This is a genomic window from Aeromonas sp. R9-2 (assembly GCF_040908025.1).
In the GTDB taxonomy this organism is placed as follows: domain Bacteria; phylum Pseudomonadota; class Gammaproteobacteria; order Enterobacterales; family Aeromonadaceae; genus Aeromonas; species Aeromonas veronii.
In genome coordinates this window covers 113,900-128,246 of record NZ_JBFOCX010000035.1, presented here as the reverse complement: position 1 = coordinate 128,246, position 14,347 = coordinate 113,900, and the positions used below count along the sequence as shown (strand labels likewise).

The window sequence follows — 14,347 nt, the reverse complement described above, 5'->3', positions numbered from 1 at the left end:
GGGTCCGGTTCCAGCCGCCGTGCCATGACAGGCCGGAACCTCCCTCTGTTATATGGCTGCCTGCGCCTTAGAGATCTTGATGGGGGCCAAAAACTTCGTAATGGAGCTGCCCCGCTGGCACCCCAGCCGCCAGCAGCTGCCGCTTGATCTCTTGCATGAAGCCGACAGGGCCACAGAAGTAGTAGTGGGCCTCAGGCGTGATGCGCTCCTTCACGGCAGTCAGATCCATGGTGCCGGCCAGATCGTAATCTTGACCCTGCACATCACTGGCCTCCGGCTCCCGATACCAGATCCGGCTCAGCAAGTTGGGATGCTGGCGGGATTTTTGCTGAGTATCCTCCCGGAAGGCGTGTACAGCGCCCTGTTCGCAGGCGTGCAGCCAGGTGACATCAGCCTGATGGCCGTTCGCCAGCAGCTGGTTGAGCATGCTCATCATCGGCGTCACGCCGACACCGGCTGAGAGCAGTACCACCGGGGTCTGGCTGTCGGCTTTCAGGTAGAAATCGCCGGTAGGGGGCATCACTTCGATCTTGTCACCCGCCTGCAGGTGATCGTGCAGCAGGTTGGAGACCTGGCCCTGCGGCTCACGCTTGACGCTGATGCGGTAATCCTGCCCGTTGGGGGCATCGGAGAGGGAGTATTGGCGGATTTCCTGATATTCCAGCTCGGGGTGAACCAGCTTGATGCTGAGGTATTGGCCCGGTTTGAAGGTCAGCACCGGCTTGCCATCTTCCGGTGCCAGCAGGAAGGAGGTGATGAGGTCGCTCTCGGCTCGCTTCTCCTTGATGATGAAGGTGCGGGTACCTTGCCAGCCGCCATCCTGATTGGCCTTCTCCTGATAGATCTCCCGCTCGCGGCCGATGAAGATGTCGGCCAGCACGCCATACGCCTTGCCCCATGCCTCCAGCACCTCGTCGGTGACCGCACTTCCGCCCAATTCTTTGAGCGTGGCCAAGAGATGACTACCTACAATGTGATATTGTTCCGGCTGGATCAGGAATCCGGTATGTTTGTGCGCAATCCGCTCGACCGCACCGGCGAGCGCTCCCAGATTGTCGATATTCTTTGCATACGCGGCGACTGCATTGAACAGGGCCAGCGGCTGGCCGCCACTGCGTTGGTGGGCCAGGTTGAAGATATCTTTCAGCTCCGGGTTATGGCTGAACATCCGCTGGTAGAAGTGCTGGGTGAGGGCAGGGCCTGCCGATTCGAGCAGCGGAATGGTGCTTTTGATGACGGCAACGGTGGTTTGATCTAGCATAGGGGCCTCGTTCTAATTGAACATATAAAATGTCATTTAATAAGTGGCATCCTAGATGTTTATTTGATTTGAATCAATACTCCACTTTTCGCATCGCGCTAATCAGGTTTTATGAGACTAACCAGTTATACAGATTTTGGATTGAGAGCCCTGCTCTATCTTGCCACCCTGCCGGAAGGGGAGTTGTCGAGCGTTGCCAAGGTATCGGCCCTGTATGGCGTTTCCCGCAACCACATGGTGAAGGTGGTCAATCAGTTGGTGAAGCTGGGCTATCTGCAATCCCAGCGGGGCAAGAATGGCGGTATTCGCATGGCTTGCGATCCCGCCACCATCAATATCGGGCAGGTGATCAGGGCGCTGGAAGGCAATCTGGACGGCATTGACTGCGGCTCGCCCGCTTGCCACATCGTCTCTGTCTGTTTGCTCAAGAGTGCGCTGAAAGAGGCGATGGATGCGTTTCTGGTGGTGATGGACAGCTATACGCTGCAAGACCTGCTGGCCAACCGTGACGAGCTGCAACGGGTGTTCGGCGAGTTGATCCCGACGCTGGTGCTGGAGCCGGATGATGAAGATGAGCAATGACGATAAGCAATAGAAAAGGGCTGCCACTGGCAGCCCTTTTTCAATCTTGTGAATCCGACTCCGCCCGGTACGATGCCGGCATGATCCGCGCCATCTTCACCATATTGTTCTCCACATCGAGGATCTCGATAGGATAACCGGCCAGCCGGATCCCGATGTTGGGCTGGGGGATCTCTTCCAGATATTCGAGGATCAGACCGTTGAGGGTACGCGGGCCGTCGATGGGCAGGTGCCAGTTCATCTCCTTGTTCAGCTCACGAATATTGGCTGAGCCTTCGACCAGATAAGAACCATCTGACTGTGGATGGATCTCGTCGCTCGGCGCTGGCGTCATGGAGGTGGTGAAGTCGCCCACGATCTCTTCCAGAATGTCGTCCAGAGTGATTAGCCCCTGAATATCGCCGTATTCGTCGACGATCAGGCCAATTCGCTCCTTGTTGCGCTGGAATTTGGCCAGTTGCACGTTGAGCGGCGTTCCTTCCGGAATGAAGTAGATCTCGTCCACTTCCCGCAACAGACTCGATTTGTTGAACTGATCCCTGGCTACCAGTCGCAGGGCATCGCGCGCGTGCAAAAAGCCGACAACGTCGTCGATATTGTCGCGATAGAGCAGGATCTTGGTGTGAGCGCAGTGGGACAGCTGGCGCTGGATGCTCTTCCAGTCATCGTTGATGTCGATGGCGTAGATATCGCTGCGTGGCACCATGATGTCCTCGACCAGCATCTTGTCGAGATCCAGAATGCTTAACAGCATCTCCTGATGACGCTGGGGGATCAGGTTACCCGCCTCATTGACGATGGTGCGCAGCTCCTCGGTGTTGAGGGAGTCATCCTTGTTGGGATTGATCTTCAGCATCTTGAGCAGGCCGCTGGTGATGCCGTTGATCAGCCAGACCAGCGGTGAGAGCGGCACCATCAGCCCTTTGAGGATCCAGGAGGCGGGATAGGCGATCTTCTCCGGAAACATGGCGGCCAGGGTCTTGGGGGTCACTTCACCGAATACCAGTACCACCAGGGTCAGCCCGAAGGTGGCGATGGCGACCCCGAGATCACCAAACAGCCGGATACAGACGATGGTGGCGATGGCGGAGGCGAGGATATTGACCAGATTGTTGCCGATCAGGATCAGCCCCAGCAGGCGATCGGGGCGGGCGAGCAGTTGCTCGACGCGACGTGCGGCTTTGTGTTTGGTCTGTGCCAGATGCCGAAGTTTGTAGCGGTTGATGGACATCAGGCCGGTTTCGGCACTGGAGAAAAAGGCGGAAAGAAGGATCAAGATAACGAGAACAATCAGTAATGTACTCGTTGAGATGCTGTCCAAAAAGGGCTCCTGTTGGATGGTATGGCTAAAAGAGTATAGGTGTCAGCTCAACAGCACTTCTTTGACGAAGCGACTGCCAAAGTAGGCAAGAGTCAGGATGAAGCTGCCGATCAGACTGAGCGTGATGACTTTGCGGCCGCGCCAGCCATAGGTGTGATGACCCCACAGCAGCAACACGTAGACACACCATGCCAGGATGGAGAGCACTGCCTTGTGAGACTTGCCCTGGGCGAACATATCTTCGAGGAAGAAGAGGCCGGAAGCGATGGAGAGTGTCAGTAGCAGCACCCCTGCAGAGATCAACTGAAACAGCCGTTTCTCCACTGTCATCAGTGGCGGCATGGCTGGCAAGTTGCTGATTTTTCGAGATTTAAGCTGCTTGTCCAGACAGGCGAGCTGCAGCGCAAACAGACAGGCGATCATCAATACCGAGTAGGCCATCAGGGCGAGGCCGATGTGCAGCAACAGCTGGGGATGGGCCTCCAGATGGGTTATGTAGCGACCCGGGATCAAGGCGCTGGCAGCCAGCAACAGGGCCGAGAAGCTGTAGACCACCGGCAGCAGGATCCAGCCGTTGAAGCGGCGGGTCACGCAGGTCATGAAGCAACTGATGATGAGGCTGACCAGCGAGGCAACGTTGAGCATGCTCAGGTTCTGGCCGTAACTCTGCAATACCTCTGAACCGAGGGCGCTGGCGTGGGCGATCAGGGCCAATCCGATACAGGCAAACAGGGAGCGCTGTCCCACCGGCTTGGCGCTCAGTAACAGATGCAGGGAGGCGATGATGGCCAGCAGATAAAACGCCAGGGCCAGAACAGAGATTACGATCATAACCAGGTCGTTGTTGCACAAGCTTTTGAGGGTAAGAGGGGCAGTATACCTTGCACGAGAAGTGCTCGCCAGTTGTGCAACGGCCGATCTGCCCATATATAGGGAGAAGCTCCCTGCTGCTGCGGTGCGGTGAATAATCGTCCTCGCGCCCGCTCTGGGTTATAATGCCCCCAATTTATTACGCCAAGAACCGGAATCCGTCATGTTTGAGAATTTGACTGAACGACTCTCGCGCACCTTGCGCAATGTCAGTGGCCGTGGTCGCCTGACCGAAGACAATATCAAGGAAACCCTGCGCGAAGTCCGCATGGCGCTGCTCGAGGCGGATGTCGCCCTGCCGGTCGTGCGTGATTTCGTCGCGCGTGTCAAAGAGCGCGCAGTCGGGCAGGAAGTGGCCAAATCCCTGAGCCCGGGCCAGGCATTCATCAAGATTGTGCACGGTGAACTGGTCACCGTAATGGGGGAGGCCAACGAACAGCTCAACCTGGCTGCCCAGCCGCCTGCGATCATCCTGATGGCCGGTCTGCAGGGGGCCGGTAAGACCACCACAGTTGGCAAACTGGCCAAGCTGCTCAAAGAGCGCAGCAAGAAGAAGGTGCTGGTAGTCAGTGCCGACGTCTATCGTCCGGCGGCGATCAAACAGCTGGAAACCCTGGCCAATGACATCGGTGTCGACTTCTTCCCGAGCGATGCCAGCCAGAAGCCGGTCGATATCGCCACCGCCGCCATCGATCAGGCGCGCAAGAAATTCTATGACGTGGTGATCGTCGATACTGCCGGTCGTCTGCACGTTGATAGCGAGATGATGGCCGAGATCCAGGATCTGCATGCCACCATCAAGCCGGTTGAGACCCTGTTCGTGGTGGATGCCATGACCGGTCAGGATGCCGCCAACACCGCCAAGGCGTTCAATGAAGCGCTGCCGCTCACCGGTGTCATCCTTACCAAGGCGGACGGCGACGCCCGAGGTGGTGCCGCCCTGTCGGTGCGTCACATCACCGGCAAGCCGGTCAAGTTCATCGGTATGGGTGAAAAGACCGATGCGCTGGAACCGTTCCACCCGGATCGCCTCGCCTCCCGCATCCTCGGTATGGGCGATGTGCTCTCTCTTATCGAAGAGGTGGAGCGCAACGTCGATAAAGAGAAAGCAGCCAAGCTGGCCAGCAAGGTCAAGAGTGGCAAAGGCTTCGATCTGGAAGATTTCCGCGAGCAGCTGGCCCAGATGCGCAATATGGGCGGTATGATGGGGATGCTTGACAAGCTGCCCGGCATGTCCGGTCTGCCGGATAACGTGAAAGATCAGATGGATGACAAGCTCACCGTGCGAATGGAGGCCATCATCAGCTCCATGACGCCCAAGGAGCGTGCTCACCCAGATCTCATCAAGGGCTCACGCAAACGCCGTATCGCCGCAGGTTCCGGCATGCAGGTGCAGGATGTGAACAAGCTGCTCAAGCAGTTCACCGAGATGCAGCGCATGATGAAGAAAATGTCCGGTAAAGGCGGCATGCGCAAGATGATGAGCCAGATGAAGAACATGATGCCCCCCGGTTTCGGTGGCGGTCGCGGCCCGTTCTGATCCGGCCCGCGTGTTGATGGGGGTCTGCAGCGGCAGGCCCCTTTTCATTGCCGCTCTGCGCAAAAAATGGCTGGCTTGGTTGCAATTATTACGAATCCAAGTAGAATTACGCGGCTTATTTTAAGCTAGGGTCCGCGTGTTTGCGGGCCTTGTTCATTAGATGTTAATGAGGACGATATGGTAACCATTCGTTTACAACGTGGTGGCGCGAAAAAGCGTCCGTTCTACCAGGTAGTAGTTTCTGACAGCCGTTGCGCCCGTGACGGTCGCTTCATCGAGCGCGTTGGTTTCTTCAACCCGGTTGCTGCTGGTCAAGCTGAAAAGCTGAACCTGGACCTGGCTCGTATCGAGCATTGGGTTGCTACTGGTGCCGCTGTTTCTGACCGCGTTGCCAAGCTGATCAAAGACGCTAAAAAAGCTGCTTAATCAGCCCAACGGTAAGGAGTTAAGGTGGAAAAACCTGTAGTTCTGGGCACCCTGGGTACCGTTTATGGCATCAAGGGCTGGCTTAAAGTGAACTCCTTCACCGATGTTGCCGAAGCGATTTTCGATTACAACCCCTGGCTGATTAATCAGAACGGGGTGTGGCGTGAAATTCGGGTTTCATCCTGGAAACGTCACAACAAGGGTCTGATCTGCAAACTCGATGGTATCGATGTGCGCGAAGATGCCCTGGCATTGACCAATGTCGAGATTGGCGTACCCGCCGATCTGTTGCCTGCGTTGCCTGAAGGTGAGTTCTACTGGCGTGACCTGATTGGTTGCTCCGTGGTGACCACCAAGGGATACGACCTGGGCAAGGTGACCGAATTGATGGAAACCGGCTCCAACGATGTGTTGGTGGTTGAGGCCAATGTAAAAGATGCCTTTGGTGCAAAGGAGCGGTTGATTCCGTTCCTGGAAGAGCAGGTGATCAAGAATATTGATCTGACTGCTCGAACAATCGAAGTTGATTGGGATCCTGGTTTCTAGTTTCCCGCGCTAACACGGGTGCCGGAGGTTTCTTATGTGGATTGGGGTGATTAGCCTCTTCCCTGAAATGTTCCGAGCCATTACCGAGCACGGGGTAACGGGTCGGGCCGTCAAGAGTGGCCTGCTGCAGATTGAGTGCTGGAACCCCCGGGAGTTTACCCACGATAAACACCGTACGGTCGATGATCGTCCTTATGGTGGTGGGCCCGGCATGTTAATGATGGTTCAGCCGCTGCGTGACGCGATTCATGCAGCCAAGCAAGCGGCAGGAGACGGGGCGAAAGTCATCTATCTCTCTCCTCAGGGACGCAAGCTGACTCAAGCGGGCGTAACCGAGTTGGCGACGAATCAGAAACTGATTCTGGTAGCCGGTCGATACGAAGGTATCGATGAACGCGTGATACAAACCGAAGTCGACGAAGAGTGGTCTATCGGGGATTACGTGTTAAGTGGTGGCGAGTTGCCTGCCATGACCCTGATCGATGCGGTTTCGCGTCTGGTCCCCGGGGTTTTGGGCGATCAGGCCAGTGCCGAGCAGGACTCCTTTACGGATGGCTTGCTGGATCATCCCCACTACACTCGGCCGGAGGTGTTGGATGGATTGGCGGTGCCCGAGGCGCTGACAAGCGGCAATCACGAAGTGATTCGACGCTGGCGTCTCAAGCAGTCGCTCGGACGAACCTGGCAAAGAAGGCCGGAACTTATTAACAACCTAGCTCTGACTGACGAGCAAGAATCACTTCTTGCCGAGTATGTCCGCGAAGTGCGTGACAGCGTTAAGTAGAGTTTTCAGTTTATCCTAGGTAAGGAAAGACAATGAGCAAGATTATTCAGCAGCTTGAACAAGAGCAACTGCGTACCGACATCCCGGCTTTTGCCCAGGGCGACACTGTACGTGTTCAAGTTCGTGTTAAAGAAGGTGGTAAAGAGCGTCTGCAGGCTTTCGAAGGCATCGTTATTGCCAAGCGTAACCGCGGTCTGCACTCTGCTTTCACCGTTCGCAAGATCTCCAACGGCGAAGGTGTTGAGCGTGTATTCCAGACTCACTCTCCGCTGATCCACAGTGTAGAACTGAAGCGTCGTGGTGATGTTCGCCGCGCCAAACTGTACTACCTGCGCAACCTGTCCGGCAAAGCTGCTCGTATCAAAGAGAAGCTCAACTAATTCGATTCGAATTGGTGTCGGTATGTCGGCAAATAGCTCGACAGGTAGTGAAAAGGCTCGCCAATGGCGAGCCTTTTTTGTATCCGTCTATTGGCTATCTGGGAGCCGTTACTGGATGACCCGAACTACCGAGTTGTCTCGCCCGAAGGGGCCTGGCACATAGTCGTCCGCTGCCCAGTCATTCTCGTAGAGGGTTTCCCCTGCCGGTGTGATGAGCTGGTAGCAATATTCGAAGTAACCCGGGCCGTCGGTCGGCAGATTGAGGGTGGCTTTGAACTCGCCGCTCTTCATGCGTTTCAGCTCGACCGGTTGCCACTGGGTGAACTCGCCGATCAGCATCACCTGTTCCGCTCCTGCAGCCGCCTCTTTCTCTACGGCAAAGGTCACCTTGACCTCGGGCTTGGACTTCAAAAACTGTTTGATCAGTGGCATGACGCCTCCTTGTCTGTGAGTTAAAAATGGCTCCTGTCTATTTTTATACCACCATATGACAAAGATGTTGATAAGGCAGATCAAGTCGGCAAGGCAAAATAGCGTTGCAGCAAACTGTGGGTAAAGTCGATCTTGAGATAGAAGCCGCGGGGCAGGGTCATGATGGGTTGACCATCGCGGCCGATGGCACGAGTCAGCGCCTTGTTGTTGGCCGCTTTGGGCCGCAGTTGCATCACCTGGCCGTGGCGTGCGCTGATCTGCTCCACTTCTCCCAGCACTATCATGTCCATCAGCTCCTCCCAGTCCTGACGCAGTAGCCGATCTTCCTCTTCATTCGGGCTCCACATCAGCGGCATGCCGACCCGCCGCTCGCCAACCGGGATCTCCCGACTGCCTTCCACCGGGATCCAGAGCACTCGGGAGAGCTTGTTGCGCACGTTGGACTCCTCCCAGCGCTGGCCGCTGACGCCGATCAGCGGGGCGACGCAGACGAAGGTGGTCTCCAGCGGTTTGCCTTGAGGATCCACGGGGATCGTCTTGAGTTCGATCCCCAGCTCCGGGAAGTCCTGCTCAGGCTTGCTCCCTGCGCTGGCCCCCAGTTGCAGCTCGATCAACTGACCGACCCACCCCTTGTCACGGCGCAGGTCTTTGGGCACCGCAACGCCAGCCTCGGCGGCCAGCTGCGCCAGGGTGAAGCCGGCCATGGCATAGGCGCGGCTCAATAACTCCTGCTCGGATTGGGGATTGCTTGGCATAGTTGGCTCCATCTTGCTCGCCATATTCTAACAGGGGAGGATCCCGAGAAGGATCGCTGTTTTTATAACCGATCCTGAGTGGATAAGATCAAATGCAGAGAATTTGGGGGTTATCAGTTCATCATTATGATTTTAAAGGATTTTGTCTGTTTTATCGAGCAGTAAGCCAGGTCTGGTTTGACCTCTAAATAGTTGTCCAAGGGTTTGTGCATGATGTTACACACAGTTATCCACAGAAATCTTGGATAAGTGGATGAAAGTGGGTGGAGTCGCTGATATGTTACAAAAAATTGTGAATGCCACCCCATTTTTACAGGGTAAACGGGGTAGATATTGTGCCACTCCTGTGGATAATTTCGCCGCGGTGAATCTTTGAGCAGTTGAACTTGTTCACAATCCGGATCATGGATCAGGCTCTTGGGGTAACATGGATCTAGATCCAGTTGTTTTATCTCAACATAATGAAAAATAATGATTTTTTATATTTTGTGTCGCGTGGTGATGCGGAGAGGCACTTTTCGCGCACAGTTTAAAAGTACTGTATATACCCGTTTGCTAACAGCTTTATGCACAGCCTGGGTGGGCAACTTGAGGGCGCGGATCCTTGGATTTGTTTATAAGTATGTTTGAAATCGAAAGTTATTCATGAAACAGGGGATTCACTCCTTGTTTGCTGCCACGGGGTGAATGTGGAACAATCTCCTTATAGATTCAGCCTTTATAAGGTGATCACGTGATTGATGGCGACGGATTTCGTCCCAATGTCGGTATCGTGATCTGTAACCGTGAAGGACAAGTGTTGTGGGCTAAACGCTATGGGCAGCACTCCTGGCAGTTTCCGCAGGGGGGGGTTGATGATGGTGAAACGCCAGAGCAGGCCATGTATCGAGAGCTGTATGAGGAGATTGGCCTCAAGCCCGAAGATGTGACCATCATGGCCACCAGTCGTAACTGGCTAAAGTACCGTTTACCCAAACGTCTTGTCCGCTGGGACAGTTCACCGGTCTGTATTGGCCAAAAACAAAAATGGTTCCTGTTACAGCTGAATTCGGGCAAGGAGTCGCGGATCCAGTTCGGCTGTCATGGCCATCCCGAATTTGACGACTGGCGTTGGGTCAGCTTCTGGTACCCCGTGCGTCAGGTCGTTTCGTTCAAGCGGGAGGTTTACCGCCGGGTCATGAAAGAGTTTGCCCCGCTGGCGATGCCGGTGCCGGCAGTGCAGGTCAACAAGAAGGATGGGCGGCGCAACCGCGCCCGTTAAGGAGCACAGATTAGTTGTTAACGGAACTGAGACGTATCGTCGAGAGCATGGCCGAGGCCAATACCCTCGAGCAGGCCTTGCAAGCATTGGTGAGCCAGACCCGGCACGCCATGGCAGTGGACTGCTGCTCCGTCTATGTCTCGGAACCCGAGGTGCGCCGCTATCGCCTGGCGGCTACCGACGGCTTGGCCCCGTCCGCGGTTGGCAAGGTGACCCTGCCCTACGAGCAGGGCATCGTTGGTCTGGTGGGTCAGCGGGAAGAGCTGATCAACCTGGCCGATGCACCCGCGCACCCCAGTTTCAAATTCCTGCCCGATGTGGCCGAAGAGGCGTTCCGCTCCTTCCTCGGCGCTCCCATCATGCATCAGCGTCAGGTGGTCGGCATTCTGGTGGTGCAGCAGAAGGAGAGCCGCCGCTTCGATGAGGGGGAAGAGTCCTTCATGGTCACCTTAGCGGCCCAGCTGGCGGCGCGGATTGCCCAAGCGCAGGCCAAGGGGTGGTTGCAGAAGACCGACTGGAGCAAGCCGCTGCGCGGTATTGCCGGTGCCAGCGGCATTGCCATGGCCAAGGCCTGGGTGTGGCGGCCCCGCAAGGCGCTCGCGTCCATTACCCCGCGCAAGGATGAAGACCATGCCAGCCAGCTGGCGCGGCTGGAGCTGGCGGTTGAGGAAGTGCGTCACGACTTGGAGAGTCTGGCGCTGCGTTTTCGCGAGAGCTACAGCCAGGATTCGGTGGCGATCTTCGATATCTACCTCCATCTGCTGAATGATCCCGGCTACATCAAGCCTATTCGCAACAAGGTGAGCAAGGAGCACTGGACTGCGGTCTCGGCGGTCAAGCTCATCAGTGATCGCTTGATCGAGCAGTTCAAGGGGATGAAGGATCCCTACCTGCAGGAGCGCTCCACCGACGTGAAGGATATTGCCCAGCGGCTGATCAGCCGACTGGTGCAGAATGAACCGGAACATATCTCCATCGGCGAGCCGGTGGTGCTGGTTGCCGACGAGGTGACTGCTACCATTCTGGCGGAAGTGCCCCGCGAGTATCTGACCGGGGTGGTCTCGCTCAAGGGGGGGACCAACTCCCACGCGGCCATTCTGGCCCGCGCCATGGGGGTGGCCGCCATCATGGGGGTGGATCTGCCCCTTGGTGACATCGGTGGTCGCATGCTGGTCGTCGATGGTTACAGCGGCGATCTCTTCATCGAACCCAATCAGGTGATCCTGACCGAGTATCGTCAGCTGCTGAGCGAAGAGCGGGCCCTCGATACCCTGGTGCGCAGTGTCGACAATCTGCCATCCGAGACGGCCGACGGCACCAAGGTCTCCCTGCTGCTCAACGCCGGTCTCAGCGCCGATACCGAGATCTCCCTCAACCAGCTGGCGGACGGGGTGGGCCTCTATCGCACCGAGATCCCCTTTATGCTGCAGGAGAGCTTCCCCTCAGAGTGGGAACAGACTGCCCGTTATCGCGGCATTCTGGAGACCTACCGCAACCGGCCGGTCTGCATGCGGACGCTGGATGTGGGCGGCGACAAGCCGTTGCCCTATTTCCCCATCGTCGAGGAAAACCCCTTCCTTGGCTGGCGAGGGATCCGGATCACCCTGGATCACCCCGAACTGTTTCTGGTGCAGCTCAAGGCGATGCTGCGGGCCAGTGAAGGGCTCGACAATCTGGCCATCATGCTGCCGATGATCAGCAGCGTCAGCGAAATCAAAGCCTCCCGTCGTCTGCTGGATCAGGCATGGCGGGAAGTGTCGGAAGAGGCGGCGAGCCGCGATGCGGTGATCCGCTACCCCAGCCTCGGGGTGATGATCGAGGTGCCCTCAGCCCTCTTTATTTTGCCGGAGATGGCGCCGCTCATCGACTTCTGGTCTGTGGGCAGCAATGACCTTACCCAGTACCTGCTGGCGGTGGATCGCAACAACTCTCGGGTTGCCAACATCTACGATGCCTTCCATCCTGCGGTGATCCGCGCCCTGCAACAGCTGGTTGATGCTTCCCACCGCTACCAGAAGCCGGTGTCGGTGTGTGGCGAGCTGGCCGGTGATCCGGTCGGTGTATTGCTGCTGCTGGCCATGGGTTATCGCCGCTTCAGTATGAATACCCACAACATCGCCCGGATCAAGTACGTGCTGCGCCAATCGACCCTGAGCGAGCTGACCGAACTGTTGGCCGATGGCCTAAAACATGACAACCCCCACGTACTGCGCGGCCTGTTTGCCCGCTATTTGGAGGAGCATGGTTTGGGCGGTTTACTGCGAGCCGGTCATAAATCGAAACAGAGTGATTGATAATCATGCCTTGTCCCTGCTGACGAATGATCGGAAAATGCGGCTTTTATTTTGACTGGGGCCGCATATGCAGCACGATGGATATTGGGTTTTCTCGCAGATTGATCCCGTAGCATTCAGTTTGGGACCACTATCGGTACGCTGGTATGGTCTCATGTACCTGTTCGGTTTCGCTTTTGCCATGTGGCTTGCCGGCCGTCGTGCCGATGCACCGAACAGCGGCTGGACCCGCAACGAGGTGTCGGATCTGCTGTTCTACGGTTTCCTCGGGGTGATCCTCGGTGGCCGTGTCGGTTACGTGCTGTTCTACAACTTCGATCTCTTCCTCGCTGATCCCACCTATCTGTTCAAGATCTGGACCGGTGGTATGTCGTTCCACGGTGGGCTGATCGGGGTGATCACCGCGATGATCTGGTTTGCCCACAAGACCAAGCGCCACTTCCTCACCGTGGCCGACTTTGTGGCACCGCTCATTCCGTTTGGTCTCGGCGTTGGCCGGATCGGCAACTTCCTCAACGGCGAGCTGTGGGGCCGGGTCACCGATGTGCCCTGGGCCATCATCTTCCCGGAGGCGGGCCCCGAGCCGCGTCATCCCTCCCAGCTCTACCAGTTCGCACTGGAAGGGGTGGTGCTGTTCATCATCCTCAACCTGTTCTGGCGCAAGAATCCGCCCCGTGGTGCCATCTCCGGCATGTTCCTGCTGTTCTACGGCCTGTTCCGCTTCCTGGTGGAGTTTGTGCGCCAGCCGGACAGCCAGCTCGGTCTCTACTTCCAGGAGATCAGCATGGGCCAGATCCTCTCCACCCCGATGATTATCGCCGGTGCCCTGATGATTTGGGTTGCCTACAAGCGTCCGCAGTTGTTTGGTAATGCCGTGAAGGAGGCGAAATAATGCGAGCTTATCTCGACCTGATGCAGAAAATCCTCGATGAGGGCACCATCAAGTCAGACCGTACCGGCACCGGTACTGTCTCCCTGTTCGGCCATCAGATGCGCTTCAATCTGGCGGAAGGTTTCCCGCTGGTCACCACCAAGAAGTGCCACCTGCGCTCCATCATTCACGAGCTGCTCTGGTTCCTCAATGGCGATACCAATACCGCCTATCTGAAGGAAAATGGCGTCAGCATCTGGGATGAGTGGGCCGACGAGAATGGCGATCTGGGGCCGGTTTACGGTGCTCAGTGGCGCTCCTGGCCTGCGGCCGACGGGTCTGTCATCGACCAGATCCAGAAGGCGGTGGATGACATCAAGCACAACCCGGATTCGCGCCGCATCATCGTATCCGCCTGGAACGTGGGTGAACTGGACAAGATGGCGCTGGCTCCCTGCCACGCCTTCTTCCAGTTTTATGTGGCGGACGGCAAGCTCTCCTGCCAGCTCTACCAGCGCAGTTGTGATGTGTTCCTCGGCCTGCCGTTCAACATCGCCAGCTACGCCCTGCTGACCCACATGATGGCCCAGCAGTGCAATCTGGAAGTGGGTGACTTTGTCTGGACTGGCGGTGATGTGCATCTCTACTCCAACCACATGGAGCAGACAGCTCTGCAGCTCTCCCGCGAGCCGCGCCCGCTGCCGACCCTGGTGATCAAGCGCAAACCTGACTCCATCTTTGACTACAAGTTCGAGGATTTCGAGATCGAGGGTTATGACCCCCATCCCGGCATCAAGGCGCCCGTCGCCATCTGATAACAAGGCGCCTCAGGGCGCCTTTTTTATGCAGTTAAATAATTGAAAATTCATTTTATTGATTAATAAGACGGTAGCCAGAGACGAGGAAAAACCTGCTTATAGCAGGTATGTTATATTTTGCTTTCGGTTTTTTCGTTGTATTGAGCAGCAAGAAACGATTTTCCATTAGTTGTTGCAAGGGATAGACTCAAACCAAAGCAATACGG

General features: G+C 56.5%; 15 protein-coding genes. 10 read left to right on the top strand and 5 right to left on the bottom strand.

Translation table 11 applies throughout. The annotated features are described in order from the left end of the window. Positions 1–67: 67 nt before the first annotated feature. Positions 68–1,261 carry an NO-inducible flavohemoprotein gene (gene hmpA, locus AB5Y71_RS20440; RefSeq protein ID WP_368172322.1) on the bottom strand — a complete coding sequence of 398 codons (1,194 nt, stop codon included), beginning with the start codon at positions 1,259–1,261 and terminating at the stop codon, positions 68–70. A 111-nt stretch (positions 1,262–1,372) separates the two neighbouring features. On the opposite strand from hmpA, the gene AB5Y71_RS20435 reads away from it, so the two are divergent. Next, entirely contained in the window at positions 1,373–1,843 is a 471-nt protein-coding gene (locus AB5Y71_RS20435) for an Rrf2 family transcriptional regulator (RefSeq protein ID WP_139741553.1), read from the top strand. Positions 1,844–1,883: 40 nt separating this feature from the next. Here AB5Y71_RS20435 and AB5Y71_RS20430 read toward each other — a convergent pair whose 3' ends face one another. Beyond that, positions 1,884–3,164: an HlyC/CorC family transporter gene (locus AB5Y71_RS20430; RefSeq protein WP_368172321.1), complete on the bottom strand. Its 1,281-nt coding sequence runs from the start codon at positions 3,162–3,164 to the stop codon at positions 1,884–1,886. A 42-nt stretch (positions 3,165–3,206) separates the two neighbouring features. Further along, complete coding sequence (ccsA, locus tag AB5Y71_RS20425; RefSeq protein WP_005340390.1) at positions 3,207–3,995, bottom strand: inner membrane protein YpjD; 789 nt, start codon at positions 3,993–3,995, stop codon at positions 3,207–3,209. Positions 3,996–4,197: 202 nt separating this feature from the next. Between ccsA and ffh the strand changes: the two genes are divergently transcribed. From ffh to rplS, 5 genes are all read left to right on the top strand, one after another. Further along, positions 4,198–5,574: a signal recognition particle protein gene (gene ffh / locus AB5Y71_RS20420; RefSeq protein WP_005357987.1), complete on the top strand. Its 1,377-nt coding sequence runs from the start codon at positions 4,198–4,200 to the stop codon at positions 5,572–5,574. A 177-nt stretch (positions 5,575–5,751) separates the two neighbouring features. Further along, positions 5,752–6,000 (top strand): 30S ribosomal protein S16, encoded by a 249-nt coding sequence (rpsP, locus tag AB5Y71_RS20415; protein WP_005340392.1) that lies wholly within the window; start codon positions 5,752–5,754, stop codon positions 5,998–6,000. A 24-nt stretch (positions 6,001–6,024) separates the two neighbouring features. Beyond that, complete coding sequence (gene rimM / locus AB5Y71_RS20410; protein WP_019445585.1) at positions 6,025–6,546, top strand: ribosome maturation factor RimM; 522 nt, start codon at positions 6,025–6,027, stop codon at positions 6,544–6,546. A 34-nt stretch (positions 6,547–6,580) separates the two neighbouring features. Next, positions 6,581–7,330 (top strand): tRNA (guanosine(37)-N1)-methyltransferase TrmD, encoded by a 750-nt coding sequence (gene trmD, locus AB5Y71_RS20405; RefSeq protein ID WP_005340400.1) that lies wholly within the window; start codon positions 6,581–6,583, stop codon positions 7,328–7,330. Between the two features lie 32 nt (positions 7,331–7,362). Beyond that, on the top strand, positions 7,363–7,710 hold the full coding sequence (gene rplS / locus AB5Y71_RS20400; protein WP_005313505.1) for a 50S ribosomal protein L19: 348 nt from the start codon (positions 7,363–7,365) through the stop codon (positions 7,708–7,710). Positions 7,711–7,818: 108 nt separating this feature from the next. On the opposite strand, the gene AB5Y71_RS20395 is transcribed toward rplS, so the two are convergent. Both AB5Y71_RS20395 and mutH read right to left on the bottom strand, forming a co-directional pair. Beyond that, positions 7,819–8,142, bottom strand: coding sequence for an isoamylase early set domain-containing protein (locus AB5Y71_RS20395; RefSeq protein ID WP_005348910.1), 324 nt, complete (start codon positions 8,140–8,142; stop codon positions 7,819–7,821). Positions 8,143–8,222: 80 nt separating this feature from the next. Further along, the gene (gene mutH, locus AB5Y71_RS20390; RefSeq protein WP_042084339.1) at positions 8,223–8,897 is read right to left on the bottom strand and encodes a DNA mismatch repair endonuclease MutH; all 675 of its coding nucleotides are present in this window, start codon (positions 8,895–8,897) and stop codon (positions 8,223–8,225) included. A 733-nt stretch (positions 8,898–9,630) separates the two neighbouring features. Between mutH and rppH the strand changes: the two genes are divergently transcribed. From rppH to thyA, 4 genes are all read left to right on the top strand, one after another. Then, positions 9,631–10,158 (top strand): RNA pyrophosphohydrolase, encoded by a 528-nt coding sequence (rppH, locus tag AB5Y71_RS20385; protein WP_005340421.1) that lies wholly within the window; start codon positions 9,631–9,633, stop codon positions 10,156–10,158. Between the two features lie 14 nt (positions 10,159–10,172). Further along, entirely contained in the window at positions 10,173–12,452 is a 2,280-nt protein-coding gene (gene ptsP, locus AB5Y71_RS20380) for a phosphoenolpyruvate--protein phosphotransferase (protein ID WP_368172320.1), read from the top strand. 67 nt (positions 12,453–12,519) lie between these two features. Continuing rightward, positions 12,520–13,344, top strand: a complete 825-nt coding sequence (gene lgt, locus AB5Y71_RS20375) for a prolipoprotein diacylglyceryl transferase (protein ID WP_368172319.1) — start codon at positions 12,520–12,522, stop codon at positions 13,342–13,344. Continuing rightward, positions 13,344–14,138, top strand: a complete 795-nt coding sequence (gene thyA / locus AB5Y71_RS20370; protein ID WP_368172318.1) for a thymidylate synthase — start codon at positions 13,344–13,346, stop codon at positions 14,136–14,138. Before lgt ends, thyA begins: the two co-directional genes overlap by 1 nt. The last annotated feature ends 209 nt before the right edge of the window (positions 14,139–14,347 follow it).

Coding starts and splice junctions, on each gene's coding strand:
- rplS (WP_005313505.1), top strand. CDS start 7,363: ATGAGCAAGATTATTCAGCAGCTTGAACAAGAGCAACTGCGTACCGAC.
- ffh (WP_005357987.1), top strand. CDS start 4,198: ATGTTTGAGAATTTGACTGAACGACTCTCGCGCACCTTGCGCAATGTC.
- AB5Y71_RS20395 (WP_005348910.1), bottom strand. CDS start 8,142: ATGCCACTGATCAAACAGTTTTTGAAGTCCAAGCCCGAGGTCAAGGTG.
- mutH (WP_042084339.1), bottom strand. CDS start 8,897: ATGCCAAGCAATCCCCAATCCGAGCAGGAGTTATTGAGCCGCGCCTAT.
- lgt (WP_368172319.1), top strand. CDS start 12,520: ATGCAGCACGATGGATATTGGGTTTTCTCGCAGATTGATCCCGTAGCA.
- thyA (WP_368172318.1), top strand. CDS start 13,344: ATGCGAGCTTATCTCGACCTGATGCAGAAAATCCTCGATGAGGGCACC.
- hmpA (WP_368172322.1), bottom strand. CDS start 1,261: ATGCTAGATCAAACCACCGTTGCCGTCATCAAAAGCACCATTCCGCTG.
- ccsA (WP_005340390.1), bottom strand. CDS start 3,995: ATGATCGTAATCTCTGTTCTGGCCCTGGCGTTTTATCTGCTGGCCATC.
- trmD (WP_005340400.1), top strand. CDS start 6,581: ATGTGGATTGGGGTGATTAGCCTCTTCCCTGAAATGTTCCGAGCCATT.
- rpsP (WP_005340392.1), top strand. CDS start 5,752: ATGGTAACCATTCGTTTACAACGTGGTGGCGCGAAAAAGCGTCCGTTC.
- AB5Y71_RS20435 (WP_139741553.1), top strand. CDS start 1,373: ATGAGACTAACCAGTTATACAGATTTTGGATTGAGAGCCCTGCTCTAT.